The sequence below is a fragment of the Kribbella kalugense genome (assembly GCF_004365875.1).
GTDB lineage: Bacteria > Actinomycetota > Actinomycetes > Propionibacteriales > Kribbellaceae > Kribbella > Kribbella kalugense.
Genome location: NZ_SODF01000002.1, coordinates 2,651,149 through 2,672,946, shown reverse-complemented (window position 1 = coordinate 2,672,946; position 21,798 = coordinate 2,651,149). Strand labels below are relative to the sequence as shown.

Here is a 21,798-nt window from a genome sequence, read left to right as displayed (position 1 = left end):
TTTTTCGATACATAGTGTCTCGAACAATGACAGTTTGTCCAGGTAGTCTGGTCGCGTGCCGAAGTTGTGGGACGACAGCATCGCGACGCATCGCCACGCCGTGCGGGCGGCGACGCTCGACGCGACCGCCGCGCTGGTCGCGGAGCGTGGGCTGACCGGTGTGACGATGTCGGAGGTGGCGAAGCGGGCTGGGCTCGGCCGGGCGACGCTGTACAAGTACTTCCCCGATGTCGACGCGATCCTGGTCGCGTGGCATGAGCGGCAGGTCGGCGATCATCTGCAGCAGCTCACCGATGTCTGGGCGGAAACGGGCCGCCTCGAGGCCGTCCTGGAGACGTACGCGCTGATCTGTCACGGACATCCGGATGCAGAGCCTGCGGCCTCATTGCACCGGTCGGAGCATGTCGCGAGAGCTCGCGATCACCTCGTCGACTTCTTCGCCGGCCTGATGACCGACGTACGCGATGACGTTCCGCCGAAGGAGTTGGCGACGTACTGCGTGCACGCGTTGACCGCGGCCGGCGCCGTACCGTCGAAAGCGGCGGTACGGCGCCTTGTCGCGGTGACGCTGGCCGGGTTACGCGGCGAGCCGGCTGGGTGAGAGGTCGAGCCGGCGCAGGAGTTGGGCGTTGAGCGCGACCACGATGGTCGAGATCGACATCAGCAGCGCGCCGACAGCCGGCGAGACGACGATTCCGGCGAAGGCCAGGACTCCGGCTGCGAGCGGGACGGTGATGACGTTGTAACCGGTGGCCCAGACCAGGTTCTGCCACATCTTGCGGTAGCTGGCCCGGGAGAGGTCGATGACCGAGAGCACGGCGCGCGGGTCGTCGGCGGCGAGGACGACACCGGCGGACTCGATCGCGACGTCGGTGCCGGCGCCGATCGCGATGCCGACCTCGGCGCGGGCCAGGGCCGGGGCGTCGTTCACGCCGTCGCCGACCATGGCGACCTTGAGACCGCGGGCCTGCAGTTCCTCGACCTTGGCGTCCTTGTCCTGCGGCAGCACCTCGGCGAACACCTCGTCAATTCCCAGTTCGCGAGCGACCGCGTCGGCCACCTGATGCGCGTCACCGGTGATCATCGCGACCTTCACCCCACGCCGATGCAATGCGTCGACAGCCTGCCGAGACTCGTCGCGCACCTCGTCCTCCAGTGCGATCGCCCCGAGCACCTGCCCGTCCCGCACGACCTGCAGCACCGCGGCCCCGCGAGCTTTCCAACCCGAGACCTCGGCCGCCAGCCCTTCGGGCTCGGCCAAGCCAACCTCCCGCAGGTACGCCGGCCCGCCGACAGCAACCTCCGAGCCATCCACGACCGCCTGCACGCCCCGCCCGGTGAGCGAGCGGAAGTCGGAGGCGACCAGCCGACCGTTGCTCCCGGCAACCGCATCACCGGCTCCGGTGCCGCCGACCCGCAGGCCGGACGCCTGGGCATCGTGCGCACGCACGATCGCCTTGGCCAGCGGATGCTCACTGTCCGCTTCGACTGCGGCGGCCAGCGCCAGCAGCTCGTCGTGCGAGACAGCGCCCACGGTGGCGACCCCGGTGACGGCCGGTTCGCCCTTCGTCAGCGTGCCGGTCTTGTCGAACAGGACGATGTCGACCGTCCGCATCCGCTCCAGCGCCAACCGGTTCTTCACCAGTACGCCGGCCTTCGCCGCACGTTCCGTCGAGATCGCGATCACCAGCGGGATGGCCAGTCCGAGGGCGTGCGGGCAGGCGATCACCAGCACGGTCACGGTCCGGGTCACGGCCTCGTCGAGCTTGCCGAGCAACGCCCAGACCACGAACGTGATCAGACCGGCGATCGAAGCAAAGTAGAACAGGAACGCGGCCGCCCGGTCCGCCAGCGCCTGCGCGCGGGACGACGAAGCCTGCGCTTCGGCCACCAACCGCTGGATCCCGGCCAGAGCGGTGTCGTCGCCGACCGCGGTGATCTCGACCCGCAGAGCGTTGTCGGTGGCAACAGTTCCCGCTACCACCGAGTCGCCGACGGCTCGCGACACCGGTCGCGATTCCCCGGTGATCATCGACTCGTCGACCTCGGCCTGCCCCTCGACCACGGTCCCGTCGGCCGGCACTCGTCCGCCGGACCGAACGAGCACGACGTCACCCGCCTGCAACTCGTGCAACGACACCTCGACGACCCCGTCGTCGGTCACCTTCTCCGCCGAATCCGGCAGTAGCGCGGCCAGCGCGTCGAGCGCACCGGACGCGGCGCCGAGCGCCCGCATCTCCAGCCAGTGCCCGAGCAGCATGATCACGATCAGCAGCGCGAGCTCCCACCAGAAGTCCAGGTCGAACCCGCCGAGCTTCAGCGTGGTCACCCACGACGCGACGAACGCGACCGTGATCGCCATCGAGATCAGCAGCATCATCCCGGGCCGGCGCGACTTCAGTTCGCCCCAGCCGCCGGTCAGGAACGGCTGACCGCCGTACACGAAGATCACGGTCCCGAGCACCGGCGCGATCAGCCCCGAGCCGGGGAAGTCCGGCCGCGTGTACCCGAGCAGGTCCGCGAACATCTCGCTGAAGAACACCACCGGCACCGCCAGCGCGAGGCTGATCCAGAACCGGTCCTTGAACTGCGCCGCATGATCCCCATGCCCACCGTGATGCTCATGCTCGTCCATGCGTGAGAACATACCCCTAGGGGGTATCAGAAATCAAGACATGGAAGAGCCCCGCCACCACAAGAACCAAAAGAACGGCTCGATGATGACGGGGCCTACGGAGTACCGGACTACAGCGGATCGATGTCTGTCAGCGTGTCCGGTGTCAGCTCCAGCCACCGCGTGATGCCGATCTCCCGCAGGAACGGGAGGTCGTGACTCGCGATGACCAACGCGCCGTTGTACGACGCCAACGCGTCCTTGAGCTGAGCCACGCTGGCCAGATCCAGGTTGTTCGTCGGCTCGTCGAGCATCAACAACTGCGGAGGTGGCTCGGCCAGCAGAAGCGCCGCGAGCGTGGCCCGGAAGCGCTCACCACCGGAGAGCGTGCTGACCAACTGATCGGCCGACCGCCCGCGGAACAGGAACCGCGCCAGTCGCGACCGCCGCTCCTGGTTCTCCGTACTCGGCGCCAGCAACGCCAGGTTGTCGACGATCGACAGGTCCTCGCGCAAGAGGTCGAGCCGCTGAGGCAGGTACCGGAACGGCACCACCGGCAACTCCCCCGCCACGACCGACTGCAGCAACGTCGTCTTCCCGGCGCCGTTCGGCCCGGTCAACGCGATCCGCTCCGGCCCCCGGATCTCCAGGTCGACGTGCGCCCCGGTCCGCAGTACGTGGTCCTCGAGCCGCAGTACCACCCGACCCGAAGGTACGGCGGTCTTCGGCAGGTCGACCCGGATCGCATCGTCGTCGTGGACCTTGTCCTCGGCATCCGCCAGCGCCTCCTGCGCGGAGTCGAGTCGCTCGGACTGCATCCCGAGGTGCTTGCCCGCCGACACCTGCGCACCACGTTTCAGGTTGCCGGCGACGATCTTCGGGATCCCACCCTGCTCGAAGGCGCGCTGCCCGCGAGCGCGGCGCTGGTCCATCTTCATCCGCGCGTCGATCAGGTCGCGCTTCTGTTTCCGGACGTCGGCCTCCGCCGCGCGCAGCATCCGCTCGGCCGCCTCCTGCTCGACCGCGACGGCCTCCTCATAGGCGCTGAGGTTGCCGCCGTACCAGGTGACGTCGCCCTTGCGCAGGTCGCCGATCTGGTCGACCCGTTCGAGCAGCTCCCGGTCGTGACTGACGATCAGCAACGCACCGCGGAACTGGTCGACGGCGTCGTACAGATGCCGCCTGGCCCGCAGGTCGAGGTTGTTCGTCGGCTCGTCGAGCAGCAGTACGTCGGGACGCCGTAGCAGCTCGGCCGCCAGACCGAGCAGGATCGTCTCGCCGCCGGACAGCGCGCCGACGTTGCGATCGAGGTCGATCGCACCCAGACCCAGCTTGCCGAGCAGCGCCTCGGCCCGTTCGTCGACATCCCACTCGTCGCCGACGATCGCGAAGTTCTCCTCGGAGGCGTCGCCGGACTCGATCGCGGTGATCGCCCGGCGGACGGCTTCGATGCCAAGCGCCTGGTCGACCCGCAGTGTGGTGTCGAGGGTCAGGTCCTGCGGCAGGTACCCGAGCTCGCCGTTGACCCGGATCGCCCCGCGCTGCGGGGTGAGCCGGCCGGCGATCAGCTTGAGTAGCGTCGACTTACCGGTGCCGTTGCGGCCGACCAAGCCGGAGCGAACCGGTCCGGCGACCAAGGTCAGGCCGTCGAACAACACCTCGCCATCGGGCCAGGCGAAGTACAGATCGGTACAGGACAGGGAAAAACTCATGAGTGTCGACTCCAGATGAGGTCTCGAAACGAGACCGCACACCAGAACGGTGGCGATCAATCGGTTGCGGAGAAAGACCTCAGTTCGACAACTCGAACCCCTGCCGTCGGGAGTGGGACGTTCCAAGCTTACGGATCGCGGTTGGGTTCATCAACCATTTTCCGAACGCTTGCGCCAGGCAACAACCACCAGGTCCACCAGTGCGACCACCACGAACGCTCCGAAGGTGATCACCCACCCGGCCGGAAGGTCGTAGACCACGGACAGCGCCGTGGCCGCCGCGAACAGCACCACCCCGAACGCCGACAGCACGATCCTGAGCGTCAGCGCGCTGCGGGGTGGAGGCTGCTGGCCGGTCATGGTGCCTTGCGCAGCCAGGTTTCGACGCCGGCGATGTGAGCGGTCATCCAGGCGCGGGCGGCCTCGGCGTCGCCGATCTCGATGGCGTCCAGGATCGCGGCGTGCTCCGCGAGGGTGCGCCCGACCGCGCCGGCCTGCGTGACGCCGCGCCAGATCCGGGCCCGCTGGGTCGCGCCGGAGATGCCGTCGAGCAGCGAGCAGACCACCTGGTTCCCGGTCGCCTCCGCGATCCCGCGGTGGAACTGCAGGTCGTTCGCGACCAACTCTTCGACGCCGGCCTCGGGTGTCAGGTCGCTACAAAGCAGCCGCAGGCCGGTTAGCTGCTCCGCGCTGATCCGGGTCGCCGCCAGCGCAGCCACGCCGGGCTCGAGCAACCGCCGTACCTCGAAGAACTGCAGGACCGAGTCGTCCCGGTGCAGGTCGACCATGAAGTTGAGCGCGTCCAGCAGGTGCGCCGAGTCGAGACTGGTCACGTACGTCCCGTCGCCGTGCTTCACGTCCAGCACGTTGACGAGCGTGAGCGCCTTGACCGCCTCACGCAGCGAGTTCCGCGACAGGCCCAGCCGGGCGGCGAGATCCGCCTCCTTCGGCAACCGATCCCCCGGCCCCAGCTCCCCCGACGTGATCATCCCCTTGATCTTGACGATCGCCTCGTCCGTCAACGCCATCCCGCCAGTATGCCGCTCAGCTGCGCCTAACATCGGTTTCATGACCACACCGGGCTATTCCGGCAAGCCGTTGGCGGGGAAGCTCGGGATCAAGGCGGAGCATCGCGTCCTGATGGACAACGCGCCGGCTGGGTTCGTGATCGAGGGGCTGCCGGTGGGTACGACGGTGGTGCGGCGGAGCACGCGCACGCCGTACGACGTCGTGCTGCTGTTCTGCCCGGATCGAGACCGGCTCGTGCGGCGGCTACCGGTGGTGCTCGAGAAGACCGTGACGGCCGGGATGATCTGGGTCGCCTGGCCGAAGCGGGCGTCCGGGGTGCCGACCGACCTGGACGAGAACGGGATCCGCGAGCTGGCCCTTCCGCTCGGCGTGGTCGACGTGAAGGTCTGTGCGATCGACGCGACCTGGTCCGGACTCAAGCTCGTCCGGCGGCTCGCGAACCGATGAAGGCCAATCATGCCCAGGTGGACTGATTTATAGCGTGACGTTGGCCACACTTTTGCGCACTCGTGATCGTCACCGGCGGCGAGTGGACAACTGCATACAGTGGGCCGGCACGCTCAGCGGACCGTCCGGACGGCGTCAGGACAGTGGCCGGAAAGCCACATCTGCAAGGGGTCCGGGAGCAGCCGCCGTCGCTCTCCGTGCCGGCTCGTGGCGAGAAGAGGCTGTGTGGCCTGAAACACCTTTATCAGCAGTGTTTCAGGCGTCGATGGATCGACTCGCCGGGGCCGGACCACTCGACACACTGGTGCGGTGGTCCCGGGCTGTGGAAGTGGTCCCCGTGCTATTAGCCTTTGCTTGGGACACCACCCATAACATCAGAATTACCAGTGCTACCGGACCCGAAATCGGAAGAGGCGAACTGCCAAGTGGCCACCGAGCCATCAGACACCAATCCCCTAGCAGCCTTCGGTGCGAACGAATGGCTGGTCGACGAGCTGTACGAGAAGTACCAGCAGGACCCGAATTCGGTGGATCCGGCGTGGCTCGACTTCTTCAAGACGTACAACCCCGACGGCACTCCAGATGGCAAGCAGGATGGTGACGCGAAGCCGGTGACGACTCCCCCGGCCGACGCTCCCCGGCCCGACGCGGTGTCCGACAACAAGACTCCCGAGGCCCCGAGCCGCGGTGCCCAGACGCCCGCCCAGACGCCCGCCACGCCGGCCCCCGCACAGGCCCCCGCAAAGGCCGCAGTCCCCGAGCCCGAGAAGGCAGCACCGGTGAACCAGCCCAAGGCCGCCCAGCCCGCAGCCACCCCTGCAGCCACAACTGCAGCCCCGACCGGCGAGGCCGAGCGGAAGATCCTGCGCGGGGCCCCGGCCCGGACGGCGCAGAACATGGAGACCAGCCTCCAGGTCCCGACCGCGACCAGCGTCCGGCAGGTCCCGGTCAAGCTGCTGATCGACAACCGCATCGTCATCAACAACCACCTCAAGCGCGCCCGCGGCGGCAAGATCTCCTTCACCCACCTGATCGGCTGGGCGCTGGTGAAGGCGCTGAAGACGCTGCCCGAGATGAACGCGTCGTACGACGAGACCGACGGCAAGCCCACGCTGGTCCAGCCGGCGCACATCAACCTCGGCCTCGCGATCGACATGCAGAAGCCGGACGGCACCCGGCAGCTGCTGGTGCCGTCGATCAAGGGCGGCGAGTCGATGACGTTCGCCGACTTCTGGATGGCCTACGAGGACATCGTCCGCCGGGCCCGGGACAACAAGCTGGCGCTGCCGGACTTCCAGGGCACCACGATCAGCCTGACCAACCCCGGCACCATCGGCACCCAGCACTCGGTGCCGCGGCTGATGGCCGGCCAGGGCTGCATCATCGGCGTCGGCGCGATGGAGTACCCGACGGAGTACCAGGGCGCGGCCGAGGAGACGATGGCCAAGCTCGCGGTCAGCAAGGTGATGACGCTGACCTCGACGTACGACCACCGGATCATCCAGGGCGCCCAGTCGGGTGAGTTCCTGCGCCGGATCCACCAGCTGCTGCTCGGCCAGGAGGGCTTCTACGACGAGATCTTCCGGTCGCTGCGGATCCCGTACGAGCCGATCCGCTGGGCCGCGGACCTCCCGCACAGCCACGAGGAGGACGTCTCCAAGCAGGCGCGCATCCTCGAGATGATCCACGCCTACCGGGTCCGCGGCCACATCATGGCCGACACCGACCCGCTGGAGTACAAGCAGCGCAGCCACCCCGACCTGGACGTCGCCACCCACGGCCTGACGCTGTGGGACCTGGACCGCGAGTTCGCCACCGGCTCGTTCGGCGGCAGCGACCGGCGGTTCATGAAGCTGCGCGAGATCCTCGGCATTTTGCGCGACTCGTACTGCCGGACCACCGGGATCGAGTACATGCACATCCAGGACCCCGAGCAGCGCAAGTGGCTGCAGGAGCGGGTCGAGCGGCCGCACACCAAGCCGCCGCGCGAGGAGCAGCTACGGATCCTGGCCAAGCTGAACGAGGCCGAGGCGTTCGAGACCTTCCTGCAGACCAAGTACGTCGGTCAGCGCCGGTTCTCTCTGGAAGGCGCGGAGACCACCATCCCGCTGCTCGACGAGCTCTGCGAGGAGGCGGCCGGGGCCGGCCTGGACGAGGTCGCGATCGGGATGGCGCACCGCGGCCGGCTGAACGTGCTGGCCAACATCGTCGGCAAGTCGTACGGCCAGATCTTCCGCGAGTTCGAGGGCAACATCGACCCGCGGACCGTGCAGGGCTCCGGTGACGTCAAGTACCACCTGGGCGCCGAGGGCGAGTTCGTCTCCGAGTTCGGCGACAAGATCAAGGTGTCGGTGGCGGCGAACCCGTCCCACCTGGAGACCGTCGACCCGGTGCTCGAGGGCATCGTCCGGGCCAAGCAGGACATCCTGGACCGCGGGCCCGCGTTCCCGGTGCTGCCGGTGCTGGTGCACGGTGACGCGGCCTTCGCCGGCCAGGGCGTGGTGGCGGAGACGCTGAACCTGTCCCAGCTGCGCGGCTACCGCACCGGTGGCACGATCCACGTGATCGTGAACAACCAGGTCGGCTTCACCACCTCGCCGGCCTCGTCCCGCTCGTCGATGTACTCCACCGACGTCGCCCGGATGGTGCAGGCGCCGATCTTCCACGTGAACGGCGACGACCCCGAGGCCTGCATCCGGGTCGCGGACCTGGCCTTCGAGTACCGGCAGGCGTTCAACAAGGACGTCGTCATCGACCTGGTCTGCTACCGCCGCCGCGGCCACAACGAGGGCGACGACCCGAGCTTCACCCAGCCACTGATGTACGACCTGATCGAGCAGAAGCGGTCGGTCCGCAAGCTCTACACCGAGGCCCTGATCGGTCGTGGCGACATCACGATCGACGAGGCCGAGCAGGCGATGCAGGACTTCCAGCACCGGCTCGAGCGGGTCTTCGCCGAGGTCCGCGAGGCGAAGAACCAGCCGGACACGCCGCCGCCGTACGTCACCGCCCCGGTCTACCCGGACAAGCCGGACGGCCCGGACGCGACCGCGATCACGCCGGAGGTGCTGAAGAAGATCGCCGACGCGCACACCACGCTGCCGGCCGGCTTCACCGTGCACCCGAAGGTGCAGCCGCAGCTGGCGCGCCGGGCGCACGCGATCACCGAGGGCCCGATCGACTGGGCCAGCGCGGAGATCACCGCGTTCGGTTCGCTGCTGCTCGACGGGCGCCCGGTCCGGCTGGCCGGTCAGGACAGCCGCCGCGGCACGTTCGTCCAGCGGTTCGCCGCCGTCATCGACCGGGTCAACGGGCAGGACTACGTCCCGCTGCAGCACCTGGACGAGGAGAACCAGGCGAACTTCTACGTCTACGACTCGCTGCTCAGCGAGTACGCCGCGCTCGGCTTCGAGTACGGGTACTCCGTGGCCCGGCCGGAGGCGCTGACCCTGTGGGAGGCGCAGTTCGGCGACTTCGTCAACGGCGCCCAGTCGGTCATCGACGAGTACATCTCGTCCGGTGAGGCGAAGTGGGGACAGAAGTCCGGTGTCGTGCTGCTGCTGCCGCACGGTTACGAGGGTCAGGGCCCGGACCACACCTCGGCCCGGATCGAGCGGTTCCTGGCGCTCTGCGCGGAGGACGCGATGACGGTGGCCCAGCCGTCGACGCCGGCGTCGTACTTCCACCTGCTGCGCCGGCACACGCTCGGCGAGGAGCACACTCCGATGGTCGTCTTCACGCCGAAGCAGCTGCTCCGGCGCAAGGAGGCGGTGTCGGTGCCGGACGAGCTGACCCACGGCACCTTCCGCCCGGTGATCAACGACGTCGAGGCCGAGGCGAACCCGGCCGACGTCGAGCGGGTCATCCTGACCTCCGGCCGGATCGTGTACGACCTGCTGGCGGAGCGCAAGAAGGTCGAGCCGGACAAGATCAGCACCGCGATCCTCCGGGTCGAGCAGCTGTACCCGCTGGCCGCGGACGAGGTAGTCGCCGAGCTGGCGAAGTACCCGAACGCGACCGAGATCCGCTGGGTCCAGGACGAGCCGGCGAACCAGGGTCCGTGGCCGTTCATGGCGCTGAACCTGACCGAGTACCTGGGCGGCAAGCCGTTCTACCGGGTGTCCCGGCCGGCTATGTCCGCCCCGGCGGTCGGCTCGCACGGTGTGCACGGCGCCGAGCAGGCGACGCTGCTGAAGCAGGCGTTCAGCTGACGTGTACTTCACCGACCGCGGGATCGAGGAGCTCGAGAAGCGGCGTGGCGAGGAGGATGTCACGCTGGCCTGGGTGGCCGAGCGGCTGCGCGAGTTCGTCGACCTGAACCCCGAGTTCGAGACCCCGATCGAGCGCTACGCCACCTGGCTGGCCCGGTTGGACGACGAGGACGACTAGTAACCTGAGCGAATGCCCTTCGCCTCGCAGCCCGTACGACGGGTTGCCGCGGCGGAGGGCGTTCGTACGTCGGGGCGCTGGCCGTACTCCATCCCGGCCGTCCGCCAGCTGCTGACCGACGGGCTGGACCTCGACCCCGGCGTGACGTTCCTCGTCGGCGAGAACGGCGCCGGCAAGTCGACGCTGGTCGAGGCGATCGCCGTCGCCTTCGGCCTCTCGCCGGAAGGCGGTTCCACCGGCGCCCGCCTCACCACCCGGGCGACCGAGTCGTCGCTCGCCGACGACCTGCAGCTGACTCGCGGCGTCGGCGCCAAGCGCGCCGGGTACTTCCTCCGCGCCGAGACCATGCACGGCTTCTACACCTACCTGGAACAGAATCCGAGCAGCTTCCGCGAGGACCCGGTGTTCCACGAGATGAGCCACGGCGAGAGCTTCCTCAACCTGATCAGCGACCGCTTCACCCGGCACGGCTTCTACTGCCTCGACGAGCCCGAGTCCGCGCTCTCGTTCTCCAGCAGCCTGGCCGTGGTCGGCGTACTCAACCGTCTCGCCGAGTCCGGCTCACAGGTGCTCTGCGCGACCCACTCCCCGGTCATCGCGGCGCTGCCCGGCGCGACCATCCTCGAGGTCGGTGACTGGGGCATCCGGCGTACGACGTGGGATGAGCTGGAGCTCGTGCAGAACTGGAAGGCGTACCTGCAGGCGCCGGAACGGTACCTGCGGCACGTCCTCTAGTCCGCCGTGTGCGGCGGCCGGGTGCGAAGTGGCGGGTCGGGGGCCAGCGTGCCGTCGGGCGCGATGTGCTCGAAGATCTGGTCGACCATGTTGAGCACGTGCGGGTCGTCGACGGTGTAGATGTGCCGGCGGCCCTCGCGGCGCGCGGTGATGATCCCGGCCAGCCGGAGCTTGCCGAGGTGCTGGCTGGCGGTGGCGATACTCACGCCGACCCGCTCCGCCAGGGTGCCGACGTCGTACTCCCCCTGCGCGGCCAGCGACACGAGGTGCAGCCGGACGGGCGCGGAGAGCATGGCGAAGGTGCCCGCGGCGGAATCGAGCTGCGCCTTCGTCGGTTCTCGGTTGGTCATCGCGCAGTCATTGTCGCCGCTGGAGCGGTCTCCGGGCAGTCCGCCGGGCCGGGGTGTGGACGGTCTCACACTTTCGCAATTGCGAAAGTATCAAAACGGTGGCAGGCTTGGAACCATGTTCCGAGCCCTTCGCCCAGTGCTCCTGCTGCTCCTGGTGGCGGTCCCCGCGGTCGTCCTCCGACTCAGCGGCAGTCATCCCCCCGCGGCCGCGTCGATCGCGATCTTCGGCCTCGCCGTGGTCGCCGCATCGTTCGTGCTGGCCTGGGCGGCCGAGGCGGCGGAGATGGACATCTCGGGCGGTCTGGCGATCGCCCTGCTGGCAGTCATCGCCGTACTGCCGGAGTACGCGGTGGACTTGTACTTCGCCCACACCGCCGGCTCGAACCCGGACTACGTGCAGTACGCCGCAGCCAACATGACCGGCTCGAACCGGCTGCTCCTCGGCCTCGGCTGGTCGAGCGTCGTCCTGATCAGCCTGTACGTCGCCTCGCGGCGCAGCGGACAGTCCGTCAAGGCGCTGGTGCTCGAGTCCGGTTATCGCCGGGAGCTGGGCTTCCTCGCGGTCGCCGGTCTGGTCGCGTTCGTGATCCCGGTCACCGGCGAGATCCACCTGGTCCTGGGGATCCTGCTGCTCGCCTTCTTCGCCTACTACTTGTACCGGGCAGCGATGTCCGAGCACGACGAGGAGCCGGACCTGATCGGCCCGGCGGCGTCGATCGGCGGGCTTCCTCGCCTGCAGCGGCGGATCACCGTGACCGCGATGTTCCTGGTCTCGGCCGGCGTGATCCTCGCGGCTGCGGAGCCGTTCGCGGACTCGCTCGTCCAGGGTGGGCGGGCGCTGGGGATCGACCAGTTCCTGCTGGTCCAGTGGCTGGCGCCGCTGGCTTCGGAGGCGCCTGAGTTCATCGTGGCGCTGCTGTTCGCCTGGCGCGGTAAGGGTGCGGCTGCACTCGGCCTGCTGATCTCGGCCAAGGTCAACCAGTGGACGCTGTTGATCGGGAGCCTGCCGATCGCCTACGGCATCGGTGGCGGCGGGCCCGCGCTGCATCTGGACGGGCGGCAGGTCGAGGAGTTCCTTCTCACCGCCACGCAGACGCTGCTCGGGATCGCGATCCTGCTCAACCTGCGGTTCCCGCGGTGGGCGGCCTGGACGCTGCTGGGTCTCTTCGCGGTCCAGTTCGCCGTGCCGGGTCAGACCGGGCGCTATGTGATCAGTGCGATCTATCTGGTGCTGGCGATCGCGGCGGCGATCCACAACCGGCACCAGGTGCTGGCGACGCTGACCTCACCGTTCCGTCGTACGGAAAAGCCCGCCGACCGCGTCGACGAGCTTCTCAACGTCTGAGCGGGCGTCAGCTGGCCTGCTGCTCGGTGATGACCTCGAGCGGCGGCCGGTTGCGGCGCTCCTGCGGGCCCGGGCGGCCGCGGCGGCGTCCGTAGAGGAACTTCTCGCCGGCGGCGGTGCCGGTGAACTTCGTCCGGCGGGCCCACTCGCGGCACTCCTCGATCACCGGGCACGAGGTCAGGCAGAGCGCCTGTGCCTTCCGCTGCTCCCACTGGCTGGCCGTCTCGTCGTACGACGGTGCCTGTCCAACACACGCGGCCTTCGTCATCCAGCGGTCGGCCGGGTCAACGATCACCGTCAAAGTAGGCCTCATGGGCGCTCCCTGCTCCTCATCGATCGGGCGGATCGGTAGGAACAGACTGGACCCATCGCGTTGCCCCGGTGCGACGCCAATGTTTCAGCCGTGAAACGTCAGGTCCGGACCAGCCGGATCTCCTGCAGGTCGAAGTACGGATCGTGCTTACTCACACCGTCCGGCTCGAACCCGTGCCGGCCGTAGAAACCCAGTGCCCGCTCGTTCCCCTCGAAGACCCAGAGGAAGGCGGCCTGCTTGCCGACGGCAACATCCAGCAGGCGGCCGCCGAGCCCGGTCCGCCAGAACGCCTGCCGGGTGTAGATCGCCTCCAGTTCGAACGGCACCGGAGCGTCATCGTCCCGCCCCGGACCGATACCGACGAACCCGGCCACCCGGTCCTCGACCGGTGCGGACGCGTCCGGGTTCAGCGCGATCCACCGCTTCCGGCCGTCACCGAGCGGAGTCGTCCAGCGCTCGATCCGGCGCTCGATGTTCGACGTCCGCTCCAGGAGTTGATCGGCCGGCACGAGTCCGGCGTACGCCTCCCGCCAGCAGAGCAGATGGCACCAGGCCGCGGCCTCGGCGTCCTCGAGCGTGACTGGCCGGATCTCGGGTTGCACTCAGACAGTAAAGACGATCTTGCCGAACACGTCGCCGGTATTCATCTTGGCGAACCCGTCGCGGGCGTCGGCGAGCGGGAGGATCGAATCGATGTGCGGCTTGATCCCGGCGTTCGTCATGAACTGGACCAGCTCGGCGAGCTCGGTCCGCGTACCCATCGTCGAGCCCTGCACCCGCAGTTGCAGGAAGAAGATCCGGTTCAGCTCGGCCGACTTCGGCGCCTGCCCGCTGGTCGCGCCGGAGATCACCAGCGTCCCGCCCTGCTTCAACGACTTCAGCGAGTGCGACCAAGTCGCCTGCCCGACCGTCTCCATCACCGCGTCGACCCGCTCCGGCATCCGCGCGCCGGACTCGAACGCGTCATGCGCACCGATCTCGAGCGCCTTGGCCCGCTTCCCCTCGTCCCGGCTGGTCGCCCACACCCGGATCCCCGCGGCCCGGGCCAGCGTGATCAGCGCGGTCGCGACCCCACCGCCGGCACCCTGGACGAGCACGGTGTCACCCGGCTTCAGCCCGGACTGCGTGAACAACATCCGGTACGCCGTCAACCAGGCCGTCGGTAGGCACGCAGCCTGCTCGAAACTCATCCCAGCCGGCTTCGGTACGACGTTCCGCGCCGGTACGGCGACCTTCTGGGCCAGCGTGCCCTGATACCGCTCGCTCAGCAGCGACCGCTTCGGGTCGAGCGTCTCGTCACCCTTCCACGCCGGGTCCGAGATCACCGCGTGGACGACGACCTCGTTCCCGTCCGGGTCCACGCCGGCCGCGTCACAGCCGAGGATCATCGGCAGACTCTGCTCCGCCAGCCCGACACCCTTCAACGACCACAGATCGTGATGATTGAGCGCGGTCGCCTTCACATCGATGGTCACCCAGCCCTCGGGGACCTCTGGCTCCGGTCGCTCCCCCACCTCCAGCGCGGCGATCGGGTTGTCGGCGTCGAACTTGGCGGCGTAGGCAGCAAGCATGCAGACCACCTTAGAGGGCGTCTGGGAACTCTGCGCAGTAGGCGCAGAGTTCCCAGACGCCCTCTTAGACGCCCGTCCGGCGGGCTACCGTCCAGAGCTTGTAGAGCTCCGGGGCGTGCTCCGGCCGGGCCGCCAGGATGCCGCCGGACTCGGGCCAGACGGTCTCGTCGCCGTTGTCGTCGAGGAGGATGCCGCCGGCTTCCCGGACGACGAGCGCGGCGGCCAGGTGGTCAATCGGGCTGAAGCGTTCGATCACGGCCCCGACGCCGCGCCCGGCCGCAGGCCCGGCGAGGGTGAGGGTTCCGGACCCCATCACCCGAAGAGTGCAGAACTGGTCACGGAGCCCGTCGAGGAAGAGGTCCATGCCGGGCCACGGCGAGTGGTTCAGCAGTTCGGTGCTCACGATCTTCCCCGCCAGGCCGACGTCCGTACTGCCGATCGAGGTGCGCAGGTCGAGCGGCTGCCCGTCCAGTTCGGCGCCCCTGCCCGCAACCGCGGCGAACACCTGCCCGCGCCAGACATCGCCGACCACAGCGACGAACGGCTCGCGGTCGATCGCCAGGGCGAGTGAGAACGCCGTCCACGGGACGCCGTTGGCCAGGTTCGCGGTCCCGTCGACAGGATCGACGTACCAGCAGGGAACACCGGGACGGGCAGCGCCGCCCAGCTCCTCGCCGACCACGAGGTGACCGGGGAGCCGTTCGGCGATGACCTCTCGCACATGCCGTTCGACGGCGAGGTCGACCGCTGTCACGTGGTCCGCGGCGTTCGCCTTCGTCCGGACGTCGCCGAGGTCCGCGTTCCGGGTGAAGTCGTTGGCCCAGTCCGCGAGTTCACGAGCGACAGCGATGGCCTCCACCAGCTCGTCACCGGTGAGCCTGACAGGTCGGGGTGCTTGTTCCCAGGACGCCGGTCCCTCCGCGACGACCGTCCGGAACAGGCTGAGCCGGTTGGTCGTGACCACGTCCACACCGCGGGCAAGGGACCAGCGCATGGCGTCCTCGTCGTCGACCGTCCAGCAGGCAACGCGAAGCCCGGCACGATGGACGGCATCGACGATCTCGTCGCTGAGGACGAGGTACTCCGAGTTGATGACATCCGGCCGCAGCCGCGCGAGGAACTCCGCGGACGGTACGTCGCGGCGATCCCACGGCATCCAGATACTCGCCTCCGGGTCGAGCGCCCGGACGACTGTCATGGCCTCGAAGTCGCCGCACCAGGCGACGGATGCCCCGGAGCCGAGCACCACCCGGACCGCGGACTCGGCGATCTGCGGCGTACCGAGGTCGATCAGGAGGGTCGACGACGTCCCGGCCACGACGGGCAGGGCGTCGGTGAGGAGCGGGACGCGATGCTGCGAGTCACCGAGTGCCGCGACCTCGGCCCAGTCGAGCTCGGAGACCGGCCGATCGTCGCCCCAGAGGCGCTCGAGCGTCGCATCGTGCAGGAGTACGACGTGACCGTCCCGAGTCACGCGCACGTCGACCTCGATGAAGTCGGCGCCCGCTTCGACGGCCGAGCGCACGGCCGGGATCGTGTTCTCCCGATGCCGTTCGACGTCGCCGCGGTGTGCGGTCGCCCGGGGTGCCTCGCGCCGCGTGGCCGGCGCCGTACTCATGCCGGCGTTCCCTGGCCGACGAGCTGACCGTCCTCGAACTCGAGCCATTTCTCGATCCGGGCGCAGCCACTGGTGCCGACGGCGGGCGGGACGCCGGTCACGTAGGAACGCAGTTCGGCGTCCTCGCGGCGCAGGTGGAGCTCGGCGAAATGACCGCGCGGAACGACCCGTTCGACGGTCGCGGCAAGCCCGCGAGGATGCGCCTCCGGCCCGAAGACGACGTCCTCCGGCCGGATCCCGACCACGCCGGCACCCGGCACGACCCGGCCGTCCTCGATCCTGCCCTCGAGCCGGTTGAGACTCCCGATGAAGGTCGCGACGAACTCGGTCGCCGGAGTGCTGTAGAGGTCGGCGGGCGTGCTGAACTGCTCGATCCGGCCGTTGTTCATCACCGCGATCCGGTCCGAGACCGACATCGCCTCCTCCTGGTCGTGCGTGACAATGACGGTGGTGATCCCGAGCCGCTGCTGGATCTCGCGGATGTCCTCGCGGACCTTCACCCGCAACTTCGCGTCGAGGTTGCTGAGCGGCTCGTCGAGCAGCAGCAGCTCCGGCTCCTGGACGAGCGCCCGGGCGAGGGCCGTGCGCTGCTGCTCGCCGCCGGAGATCCGGGCCGGGCGCGAGTCCTTGTGGTGCATCAGGTTCACCAGCGTGAGGGCGGCGTCGACGCGTTCGGCGATCTCCGCCTTCGGCCGCTTGCGCAGCTTCAGCGGGAAGCCGACGTTCTTCGCCACCGTCATGTGCGGCCAGAGGGCGTAGTTCTGGAAGACCATCGCGCTCGGTCGGTGCTCGGGGCCGAGGTTCACGACCTCGCGGCCGCCGACCTTGATCGAGCCGGCGTCCGGGGTCAGGAAGCCGGCGATCATCCGCAGCGTCGTGGTCTTGCCGCAGCCGGACGGGCCGAGCAGCGAGACCAGCTCCCCCGGGCGGACCGCCATGTCGAGGCTGTGGATGATGCTCCGGCCGCCGAGTACCTTGTGCAGGCCCTCGATGGCGAGACCTCCGGAAACTGATGTGGTCATTGCACCTCTACTTGATCTGGAAGCCCTCGGCGAGGTGGCCGCCGACGATGTGCTTGTGCGCGGCCAGCAGCAGCGCCACGGAAGGGATGGCGAGCAGGATCGAGAAGACCGCCGCGACCTGGGTCGGGTAGTTGAGCACGAGGCTGTACATCTGGGTCGGCATCGTCATGTAGTCCGGTGCGCCGACCAGGTACGTGCCCTGGGCCTCGTCGAAGGAGGACAGGAAGCTCATGATCGCGGCCACCAGGATTCCCGGCAGGGCGATCGGCAGAGTCACGCTGAAGAAGGTCCGCAGCTTGGACGCACCCGCGTCCCGGGCGGCCTCCTCCAGACTGCGCGGTACGGCGGCGAACGCCGCGGCCGGGATCCAGGTCATGAACACGACCGTGCCGAGCACATGGACGACGAGAATCCCGAGGATCGTGTTCATCAGGTTGAGCGCGTAGAACAGTGCGGCGAGCGAGACGAACAGGCCCATCTTCGGGAACGAGTTGGCCGCGAACACCCCGATCAGGAAGAACCGCCGCCCCGGGAACTCGAAGCGCGCGAACGCGTAGGCGGCCGGCAGGCAGATCGCCGCGGAGACGAGCACGGTGATCGGGGCGAAGAACAGCGAGTTCTGTACGGCGACCCCGAGGGCCCGGTCGCTGAAGACGACACTCCACCACCGCAACGTCCAGGCATCCGGGAGCAGGTCCGGGTAGGTCCAGCTCGCCGCGAACGCCCGTACGGCCAGCCAGGCCAACGGTCCGATGATGAACAGCGCCAGTACGGCGGCGAGCAGGACGACGACGCCGCGGGACAGCACGCGGGGCATCACACGGCCCCGCTTTCCTTGGCCGAGCGGAAGTTCGCCCACACGTACACCGCGGCGATCCCGGACGCGATCGCGAACACGATGAAGGCGATCACCACGGCCTGCTGCGGCTGGTTGAACGCGGAGAAGTAGTTCGACATGTCGACGCCGAGCATGTTCGGCGAGTTCGGGCCGGTGAAGTAGGGCACGGTGAACGAGCCGAGGATCCCGATCGCGGTGAACGTCGTCGCGATGATGATCGGCACGCCGGCCATCGGGACCACGACGCTCGCGACGACCCGCCAGAACGACGCACCGGCGTCGCGCGCGGCGTCGATCATCGCCTGCGGGACGGCCTGCAGCCCCGAGCTGACCAGCAGCGTCGCGAACGGCAGCGACGTCCACACCGAGCCGATGACGACGGTCACCAGCGTGTACGACCAGATCGGGAAGTCCACCCCGAACTGCGCCGCGACGCTGCGCAGGAAACCGTTCGCGGAGTAGAAGCCGAGGATGGCCCAGGAGGCGATCACCACCGGGATGAACAGCGGCACCACCGCGAGCGCGGACAGCACCTTGCCGATCAGCCCGCCCGAGAACTTCAGGTACAGCCCGATGCCGACCGCGAGCGCAATGACGATGGTGGTGCTCACGACCGTGACGACGACGGTGACGACCAGGTCACCGAGAAAGCGTGCGTTCGTGAACATCTCGGCGTACGCCGACAACGTCGGGACGATGCCGTGCGCCGTGTGGACGTTCTGGCCGATCAGCGCGATCGTGCGGTTGAGACCGCCGGTGAACCCGAGGCTGAAGCCGAAGGCGAGGACGACCGGGAAGCCGATGAAGAACGCGATCAGCACCATCGGCGGCAGCGCCATCAGCAGGCCCCGGGTCCGGCCCGCCGCCGCAGCGGTGGCGGGCCGGACCACGACAGCGGGACCGGCTTCGAGCTCGGCCGTCACTTGCCGGGGACCTTCTGGTCCCAGAGCTGGTTCAGGTCCTTGGACATCGAGTCGAAGTAGCCCTTGCGCAGGTTGTTCGTGTCGGCGTTCGCGAACTTGGCCTGCAGCTCCTGCGGCAGCTTGTCGATGGAGATCGCCGGGTAGCCCGAGATGTCCTTGACAATCATCGCCTGCTGCTCAGGCTGCTCGACGAAGTTGACGAGCTTGACGGCCGCGTCCTTGCTCGGGCTGTTGGCCGGGATGCCGAGGTACGCCGCGCCACCGGTGAAGGACGGGTCGGAGATCTGGGTGGACTTGATCGTCGAGGGGATCGCGCCGTTCGCGACGGCCGTGGTGAACATGTCCGACCAGACCGGAGCCATCGAGATCTGCCCGTTCGCGAGCAGATCCAGCACCTGCTGGTTGCCGTTGGGGTAGACGCCCTTCTGGTACACGTACGGGTTGAGTCCGTGCAGCGTCGCGAAGCCCTGGTTCCAGTTCGACTCGAGACCCTTGTCGTAGCCGACCGTCATCTTCTGCCGGGCGTCGGCCGGGACGTACTTGTCGAGCACTGTGGCCACGAACGATCCACCGGAACCGCCCGACTTGGGCGAGTTGTAGGTGAACTTCCCCGGGTGCGCCTTGATCCACGCGAGCAGGTCGTCCAGCGTCTTCGGCGGGGCGGGAACGGTCTTGGTGTCGTAGGCGAGCAGTACGGACGACCCGCGGTACGGGATCCCGCCGGTGCCGCCGGCCTTGACCACGTCGGCCGGGATGTCGGCCAGGGCGGAGATCTTCGAGGAGTCGACCGGGTCCAGGAGGTTCGCGGTCGATGCCTTCGGCACGAAACCGCCGTCGACCACGTCGAAGCCGGGATCCTTCTTCTGCGCGACCGACGCCGCCAGTTTCGCCATCGTCTGGGCGTCGTGCTCACCGTGCAGGTCGAGCGTGACCTGCACCTTGTAGCCGGGGTTGGCCTTCTCGAAGGCCGGGCCGAGCGAGTTCGCCCAGAGCTTCTGGATGTTCGTGTCACCACTGATGAAGACCCTGACCGTCTTCACATCGCCCGCACCTCCGCCCTTCGCGGCGGTGCTGCTCTGCGCGCATCCACTCAGAGCGAGGGCTGCGGCCGTGACCGCCGCCATCGCCCCGAATGCGGTCCTGAGCTTCATGGAAAGCCTCCAACGATGAGTACGTTGCGAAGGCCGCCCACTCCGCGGCGGGCGAAACCACGCCAATGGTCGCCGGGGCGAAATGTTAAGTCAATAGCTTTCCGTGAAGCGCTTGATCTCCGCCGGAAAGCAACCAGGAGGCTCGGTTTCGACGTTCGCGGGGACGGCGGGCGTACTCATCCGGAACTCTTGGCGAACCCGGGCGGCCGGTCCGGCCGTTCGTCGCCGAGCACGACGAGACGGTTGCTTGGAGCAACATATTGGCGCTGTCGGCGCAGCCAGACAACCCCAGTGAGATGCCTCACTGGGGTTGTCTGGCAGCCCGATCAGGCCGGGCGGGCGACGCCGTCGGTCGCGGCGGCAGCGGCCACCGCGGTGGCGACGGCCGGAGCGACGCGCTCGTCGAACGGAGACGGGATGATGTAGTCGGGACGCAGATCGTCCGCAGCGATCAGGCCGGCCAGGGCGTCGGCGGCAGCCAACTTCATTCGCTCGGTGATGCGCGACGCGTTCGCGTCGAAGGCGCCGCGGAAGATGCCGGGGAACGCGAGCACGTTGTTGATCTGGTTCGGGAAGTCCGAGCGGCCGGTGGCGACCACGGCAGCGTGCCGATGCGCGATGTCCGGATGTACTTCGGGATTCGGGTTGGCCAGCGCGAAGATCATCGCATTGTCGGCCATCCGCGCGACCGCCTCTTCGGGCACCGTCCCGCCGGAGACACCGAGGAACAGGTCCGCACCCTCGAGCGCGTCGACCAGACGGCCGGAGTACCCGCCGGTGTTGGTGTCCCGGGCCAGCGACAGCTTCACCGGGTTCAGATCGGCGCGATCCTCGTGCAACACACCCTTGCTGTCGACGACCGCGAGATCGCCGACCCCTGCCTGCAAAAGGATCCGGGCACACGCGACTCCAGCCGCACCGGCTCCGGAGATCACCACGCGGATGTCTTCGATCGGCCTAGAAATCCCATGCAGCCCTGTGACTCGGAGCGCGTTGCGGAGCGCCGCGAGTACGACGACCGCCGTACCGTGCTGGTCGTCGTGGAAGACCGGGATGTCCAGCCGCTCCTTCAGCCGGCGCTCGATCTCGAAGCAGCGCGGCGCGGAGATGTCCTCGAGGTTGATCCCGCCGAACGACGGCGCCATCCGCGCGACCGTCTCGACGAACTCGTCCACGTCGGTGCAGTCCAGCGCGATCGGCACCGAGTCGACGCCGCCGAACTCCTTGAACAGCAGGGCCTTGCCCTCCATCACCGGCAGCGACGCGGCCGGGCCGATGTCACCGAGTCCGAGTACGGCGGTGCCGTCGGTGACGACCGCGACCACGTTGGACTTCCAGGTGTAGCGGCGTACCAGCGAGGGGTCCTCGGCGATCGCGGTGCAGACCCGGGCGACGCCGGGGGTGTACGCCTTGGACAGATCGTCGGCGTCCTTGACGTGGATCGAGGACGTCACCTCGATCTTGCCGCCGCGGTGCAACTCGAAGACTGGGTCACCGGCATAGGCATCGGAGACCTCAACGGAAAATGGCTGTGCGAATGGCTGGGCGACCATCAGTGGCCTTTCGGAAACTCGGGAGGAAGTGTTCGGAAAGCAGGGGATCGCCCGTCGTACGAGTAAACCACAGGCCAACTGGTCTGCTCTGTGAGGGTGACCACAAGTGACTGCCCACGGTGACGATCGAGTCTCGTCGGGAGTTGACAGCCGACAGGTAGCTCGTTGCTGTGTCAGGATGCGGGGAC

General features: G+C 68.4%; 20 protein-coding genes. 6 read left to right on the top strand and 14 right to left on the bottom strand.

What is annotated here, in order from left to right; genetic code table 11:
- Positions 1-55: 55 nt before the first annotated feature.
- Positions 56-601 carry a TetR/AcrR family transcriptional regulator gene (locus EV650_RS30680; RefSeq protein ID WP_134122436.1) on the top strand — a complete coding sequence of 182 codons (546 nt, stop codon included), beginning with the start codon at positions 56-58 and terminating at the stop codon, positions 599-601.
- Here EV650_RS30680 and EV650_RS30675 read toward each other — a convergent pair.
- From EV650_RS30675 to EV650_RS30660, 4 genes are all read right to left on the bottom strand, one after another.
- Positions 578-2,635, bottom strand: a complete 2,058-nt coding sequence (locus EV650_RS30675; protein WP_238174541.1) for a heavy metal translocating P-type ATPase — start codon at positions 2,633-2,635, stop codon at positions 578-580. The genes EV650_RS30680 and EV650_RS30675 overlap by 24 nt on opposite strands.
- Positions 2,636-2,745: 110 nt before the next feature.
- Complete coding sequence (locus EV650_RS30670; protein WP_134122434.1) at positions 2,746-4,326, bottom strand: ABC-F family ATP-binding cassette domain-containing protein; 1,581 nt, start codon at positions 4,324-4,326, stop codon at positions 2,746-2,748.
- 150 nt (positions 4,327-4,476) lie between these two features.
- Entirely contained in the window at positions 4,477-4,686 is a 210-nt protein-coding gene (locus EV650_RS30665; RefSeq protein WP_134122433.1) for a DUF6343 family protein, read from the bottom strand.
- Positions 4,683-5,354, bottom strand: coding sequence for a FadR/GntR family transcriptional regulator (locus EV650_RS30660; RefSeq protein WP_134122432.1), 672 nt, complete (start codon positions 5,352-5,354; stop codon positions 4,683-4,685). The genes EV650_RS30665 and EV650_RS30660 overlap by 4 nt, the downstream gene beginning before the upstream one ends.
- A gap of 40 nt (positions 5,355-5,394) precedes the next feature.
- Here EV650_RS30660 and EV650_RS30655 point away from each other — a divergent pair, with 40 nt between their 5' ends.
- The 4 genes from EV650_RS30655 to EV650_RS30645 all read left to right on the top strand — a co-directional run bounded on the left by EV650_RS30655 (position 5,395) and on the right by EV650_RS30645 (position 10,926).
- On the top strand, positions 5,395-5,802 hold the full coding sequence (locus tag EV650_RS30655; protein ID WP_134122431.1) for a DUF3052 family protein: 408 nt from the start codon (positions 5,395-5,397) through the stop codon (positions 5,800-5,802).
- 425 nt (positions 5,803-6,227) lie between these two features.
- Positions 6,228-10,013, top strand: coding sequence for a multifunctional oxoglutarate decarboxylase/oxoglutarate dehydrogenase thiamine pyrophosphate-binding subunit/dihydrolipoyllysine-residue succinyltransferase subunit (locus EV650_RS30650; RefSeq protein ID WP_202874992.1), 3,786 nt, complete (start codon positions 6,228-6,230; stop codon positions 10,011-10,013).
- A gap of 1 nt (position 10,014) precedes the next feature.
- Positions 10,015-10,191, top strand: a complete 177-nt coding sequence (locus tag EV650_RS40500) for a DUF6104 family protein (RefSeq protein ID WP_166678320.1) — start codon at positions 10,015-10,017, stop codon at positions 10,189-10,191.
- Positions 10,192-10,203: 12 nt separating this feature from the next.
- On the top strand, positions 10,204-10,926 hold the full coding sequence (locus EV650_RS30645) for an AAA family ATPase (protein ID WP_134122429.1): 723 nt from the start codon (positions 10,204-10,206) through the stop codon (positions 10,924-10,926).
- Here the strand turns inward: EV650_RS30645 and EV650_RS30640 are convergent.
- Positions 10,923-11,276, bottom strand: coding sequence for an ArsR/SmtB family transcription factor (locus EV650_RS30640; protein ID WP_134122428.1), 354 nt, complete (start codon positions 11,274-11,276; stop codon positions 10,923-10,925). The genes EV650_RS30645 and EV650_RS30640 overlap by 4 nt on opposite strands.
- Positions 11,277-11,391: 115 nt before the next feature.
- Between EV650_RS30640 and EV650_RS30635 the strand changes: the two genes are divergently transcribed.
- A complete protein-coding gene (locus EV650_RS30635) occupies positions 11,392-12,621 on the top strand; it encodes a calcium:cation antiporter family protein (protein ID WP_134122427.1) in 1,230 nt (409 codons plus the stop codon).
- Positions 12,622-12,628: 7 nt separating this feature from the next.
- On the opposite strand, the gene EV650_RS30630 is transcribed toward EV650_RS30635, so the two are convergent.
- From EV650_RS30630 to EV650_RS30590, 9 genes are all read right to left on the bottom strand, one after another.
- Positions 12,629-12,934 (bottom strand): WhiB family transcriptional regulator, encoded by a 306-nt coding sequence (locus EV650_RS30630; RefSeq protein ID WP_134122426.1) that lies wholly within the window; start codon positions 12,932-12,934, stop codon positions 12,629-12,631.
- Positions 12,935-13,032: 98 nt separating this feature from the next.
- Positions 13,033-13,536 carry a GNAT family N-acetyltransferase gene (locus EV650_RS30625; protein ID WP_134122425.1) on the bottom strand — a complete coding sequence of 168 codons (504 nt, stop codon included), beginning with the start codon at positions 13,534-13,536 and terminating at the stop codon, positions 13,033-13,035.
- A complete protein-coding gene (locus EV650_RS30620; protein WP_134122424.1) occupies positions 13,537-14,505 on the bottom strand; it encodes a zinc-binding dehydrogenase in 969 nt (322 codons plus the stop codon).
- Between the two features lie 64 nt (positions 14,506-14,569).
- Positions 14,570-16,123 carry an inositol monophosphatase family protein gene (locus EV650_RS30615; RefSeq protein ID WP_166678319.1) on the bottom strand — a complete coding sequence of 518 codons (1,554 nt, stop codon included), beginning with the start codon at positions 16,121-16,123 and terminating at the stop codon, positions 14,570-14,572.
- A complete protein-coding gene (locus tag EV650_RS30610) occupies positions 16,120-17,145 on the bottom strand; it encodes an ABC transporter ATP-binding protein (protein ID WP_134122422.1) in 1,026 nt (341 codons plus the stop codon). Before EV650_RS30610 ends, EV650_RS30615 begins: the two co-directional genes overlap by 4 nt.
- A 7-nt stretch (positions 17,146-17,152) precedes the next feature.
- The gene (locus tag EV650_RS30605; protein WP_134122767.1) at positions 17,153-17,962 is read right to left on the bottom strand and encodes an ABC transporter permease; all 810 of its coding nucleotides are present in this window, start codon (positions 17,960-17,962) and stop codon (positions 17,153-17,155) included.
- On the bottom strand, positions 17,962-18,906 hold the full coding sequence (locus tag EV650_RS30600) for an ABC transporter permease (protein ID WP_202874988.1): 945 nt from the start codon (positions 18,904-18,906) through the stop codon (positions 17,962-17,964). Before EV650_RS30600 ends, EV650_RS30605 begins: the two co-directional genes overlap by 1 nt.
- Complete coding sequence (locus EV650_RS30595) at positions 18,903-20,057, bottom strand: extracellular solute-binding protein (protein ID WP_134122421.1); 1,155 nt, start codon at positions 20,055-20,057, stop codon at positions 18,903-18,905. Before EV650_RS30595 ends, EV650_RS30600 begins: the two co-directional genes overlap by 4 nt.
- A gap of 326 nt (positions 20,058-20,383) precedes the next feature.
- Positions 20,384-21,610, bottom strand: coding sequence for an NAD(P)-dependent malic enzyme (locus EV650_RS30590; protein WP_134122420.1), 1,227 nt, complete (start codon positions 21,608-21,610; stop codon positions 20,384-20,386).
- Positions 21,611-21,798 lie beyond the last annotated feature (188 nt).

Bases quoted from the DNA above. Each gene is read 5' to 3' on its own strand.
- EV650_RS30675 (WP_238174541.1), bottom strand. From the start codon at position 2,635: ATGGACGAGCATGAGCATCACGGTGGGCATGGGGATCATGCGGCGCAG.
- EV650_RS30670 (WP_134122434.1), bottom strand. From the start codon at position 4,326: ATGAGTTTTTCCCTGTCCTGTACCGATCTGTACTTCGCCTGGCCCGAT.
- EV650_RS30665 (WP_134122433.1), bottom strand. From the start codon at position 4,686: ATGACCGGCCAGCAGCCTCCACCCCGCAGCGCGCTGACGCTCAGGATC.
- EV650_RS30660 (WP_134122432.1), bottom strand. From the start codon at position 5,354: ATGGCGTTGACGGACGAGGCGATCGTCAAGATCAAGGGGATGATCACG.
- EV650_RS30655 (WP_134122431.1), top strand. From the start codon at position 5,395: ATGACCACACCGGGCTATTCCGGCAAGCCGTTGGCGGGGAAGCTCGGG.
- EV650_RS30645 (WP_134122429.1), top strand. From the start codon at position 10,204: ATGCCCTTCGCCTCGCAGCCCGTACGACGGGTTGCCGCGGCGGAGGGC.
- EV650_RS30640 (WP_134122428.1), bottom strand. From the start codon at position 11,276: ATGACCAACCGAGAACCGACGAAGGCGCAGCTCGATTCCGCCGCGGGC.
- EV650_RS30635 (WP_134122427.1), top strand. From the start codon at position 11,392: ATGTTCCGAGCCCTTCGCCCAGTGCTCCTGCTGCTCCTGGTGGCGGTC.
- EV650_RS30630 (WP_134122426.1), bottom strand. From the start codon at position 12,934: ATGAGGCCTACTTTGACGGTGATCGTTGACCCGGCCGACCGCTGGATG.
- EV650_RS30620 (WP_134122424.1), bottom strand. From the start codon at position 14,505: ATGCTTGCTGCCTACGCCGCCAAGTTCGACGCCGACAACCCGATCGCC.
- EV650_RS30615 (WP_166678319.1), bottom strand. From the start codon at position 16,123: ATGAGTACGGCGCCGGCCACGCGGCGCGAGGCACCCCGGGCGACCGCA.
- EV650_RS30610 (WP_134122422.1), bottom strand. From the start codon at position 17,145: ATGACCACATCAGTTTCCGGAGGTCTCGCCATCGAGGGCCTGCACAAG.
- EV650_RS30605 (WP_134122767.1), bottom strand. From the start codon at position 17,962: ATGCCCCGCGTGCTGTCCCGCGGCGTCGTCGTCCTGCTCGCCGCCGTA.
- EV650_RS30595 (WP_134122421.1), bottom strand. From the start codon at position 20,057: ATGAAGCTCAGGACCGCATTCGGGGCGATGGCGGCGGTCACGGCCGCA.
- EV650_RS30590 (WP_134122420.1), bottom strand. From the start codon at position 21,610: ATGGTCGCCCAGCCATTCGCACAGCCATTTTCCGTTGAGGTCTCCGAT.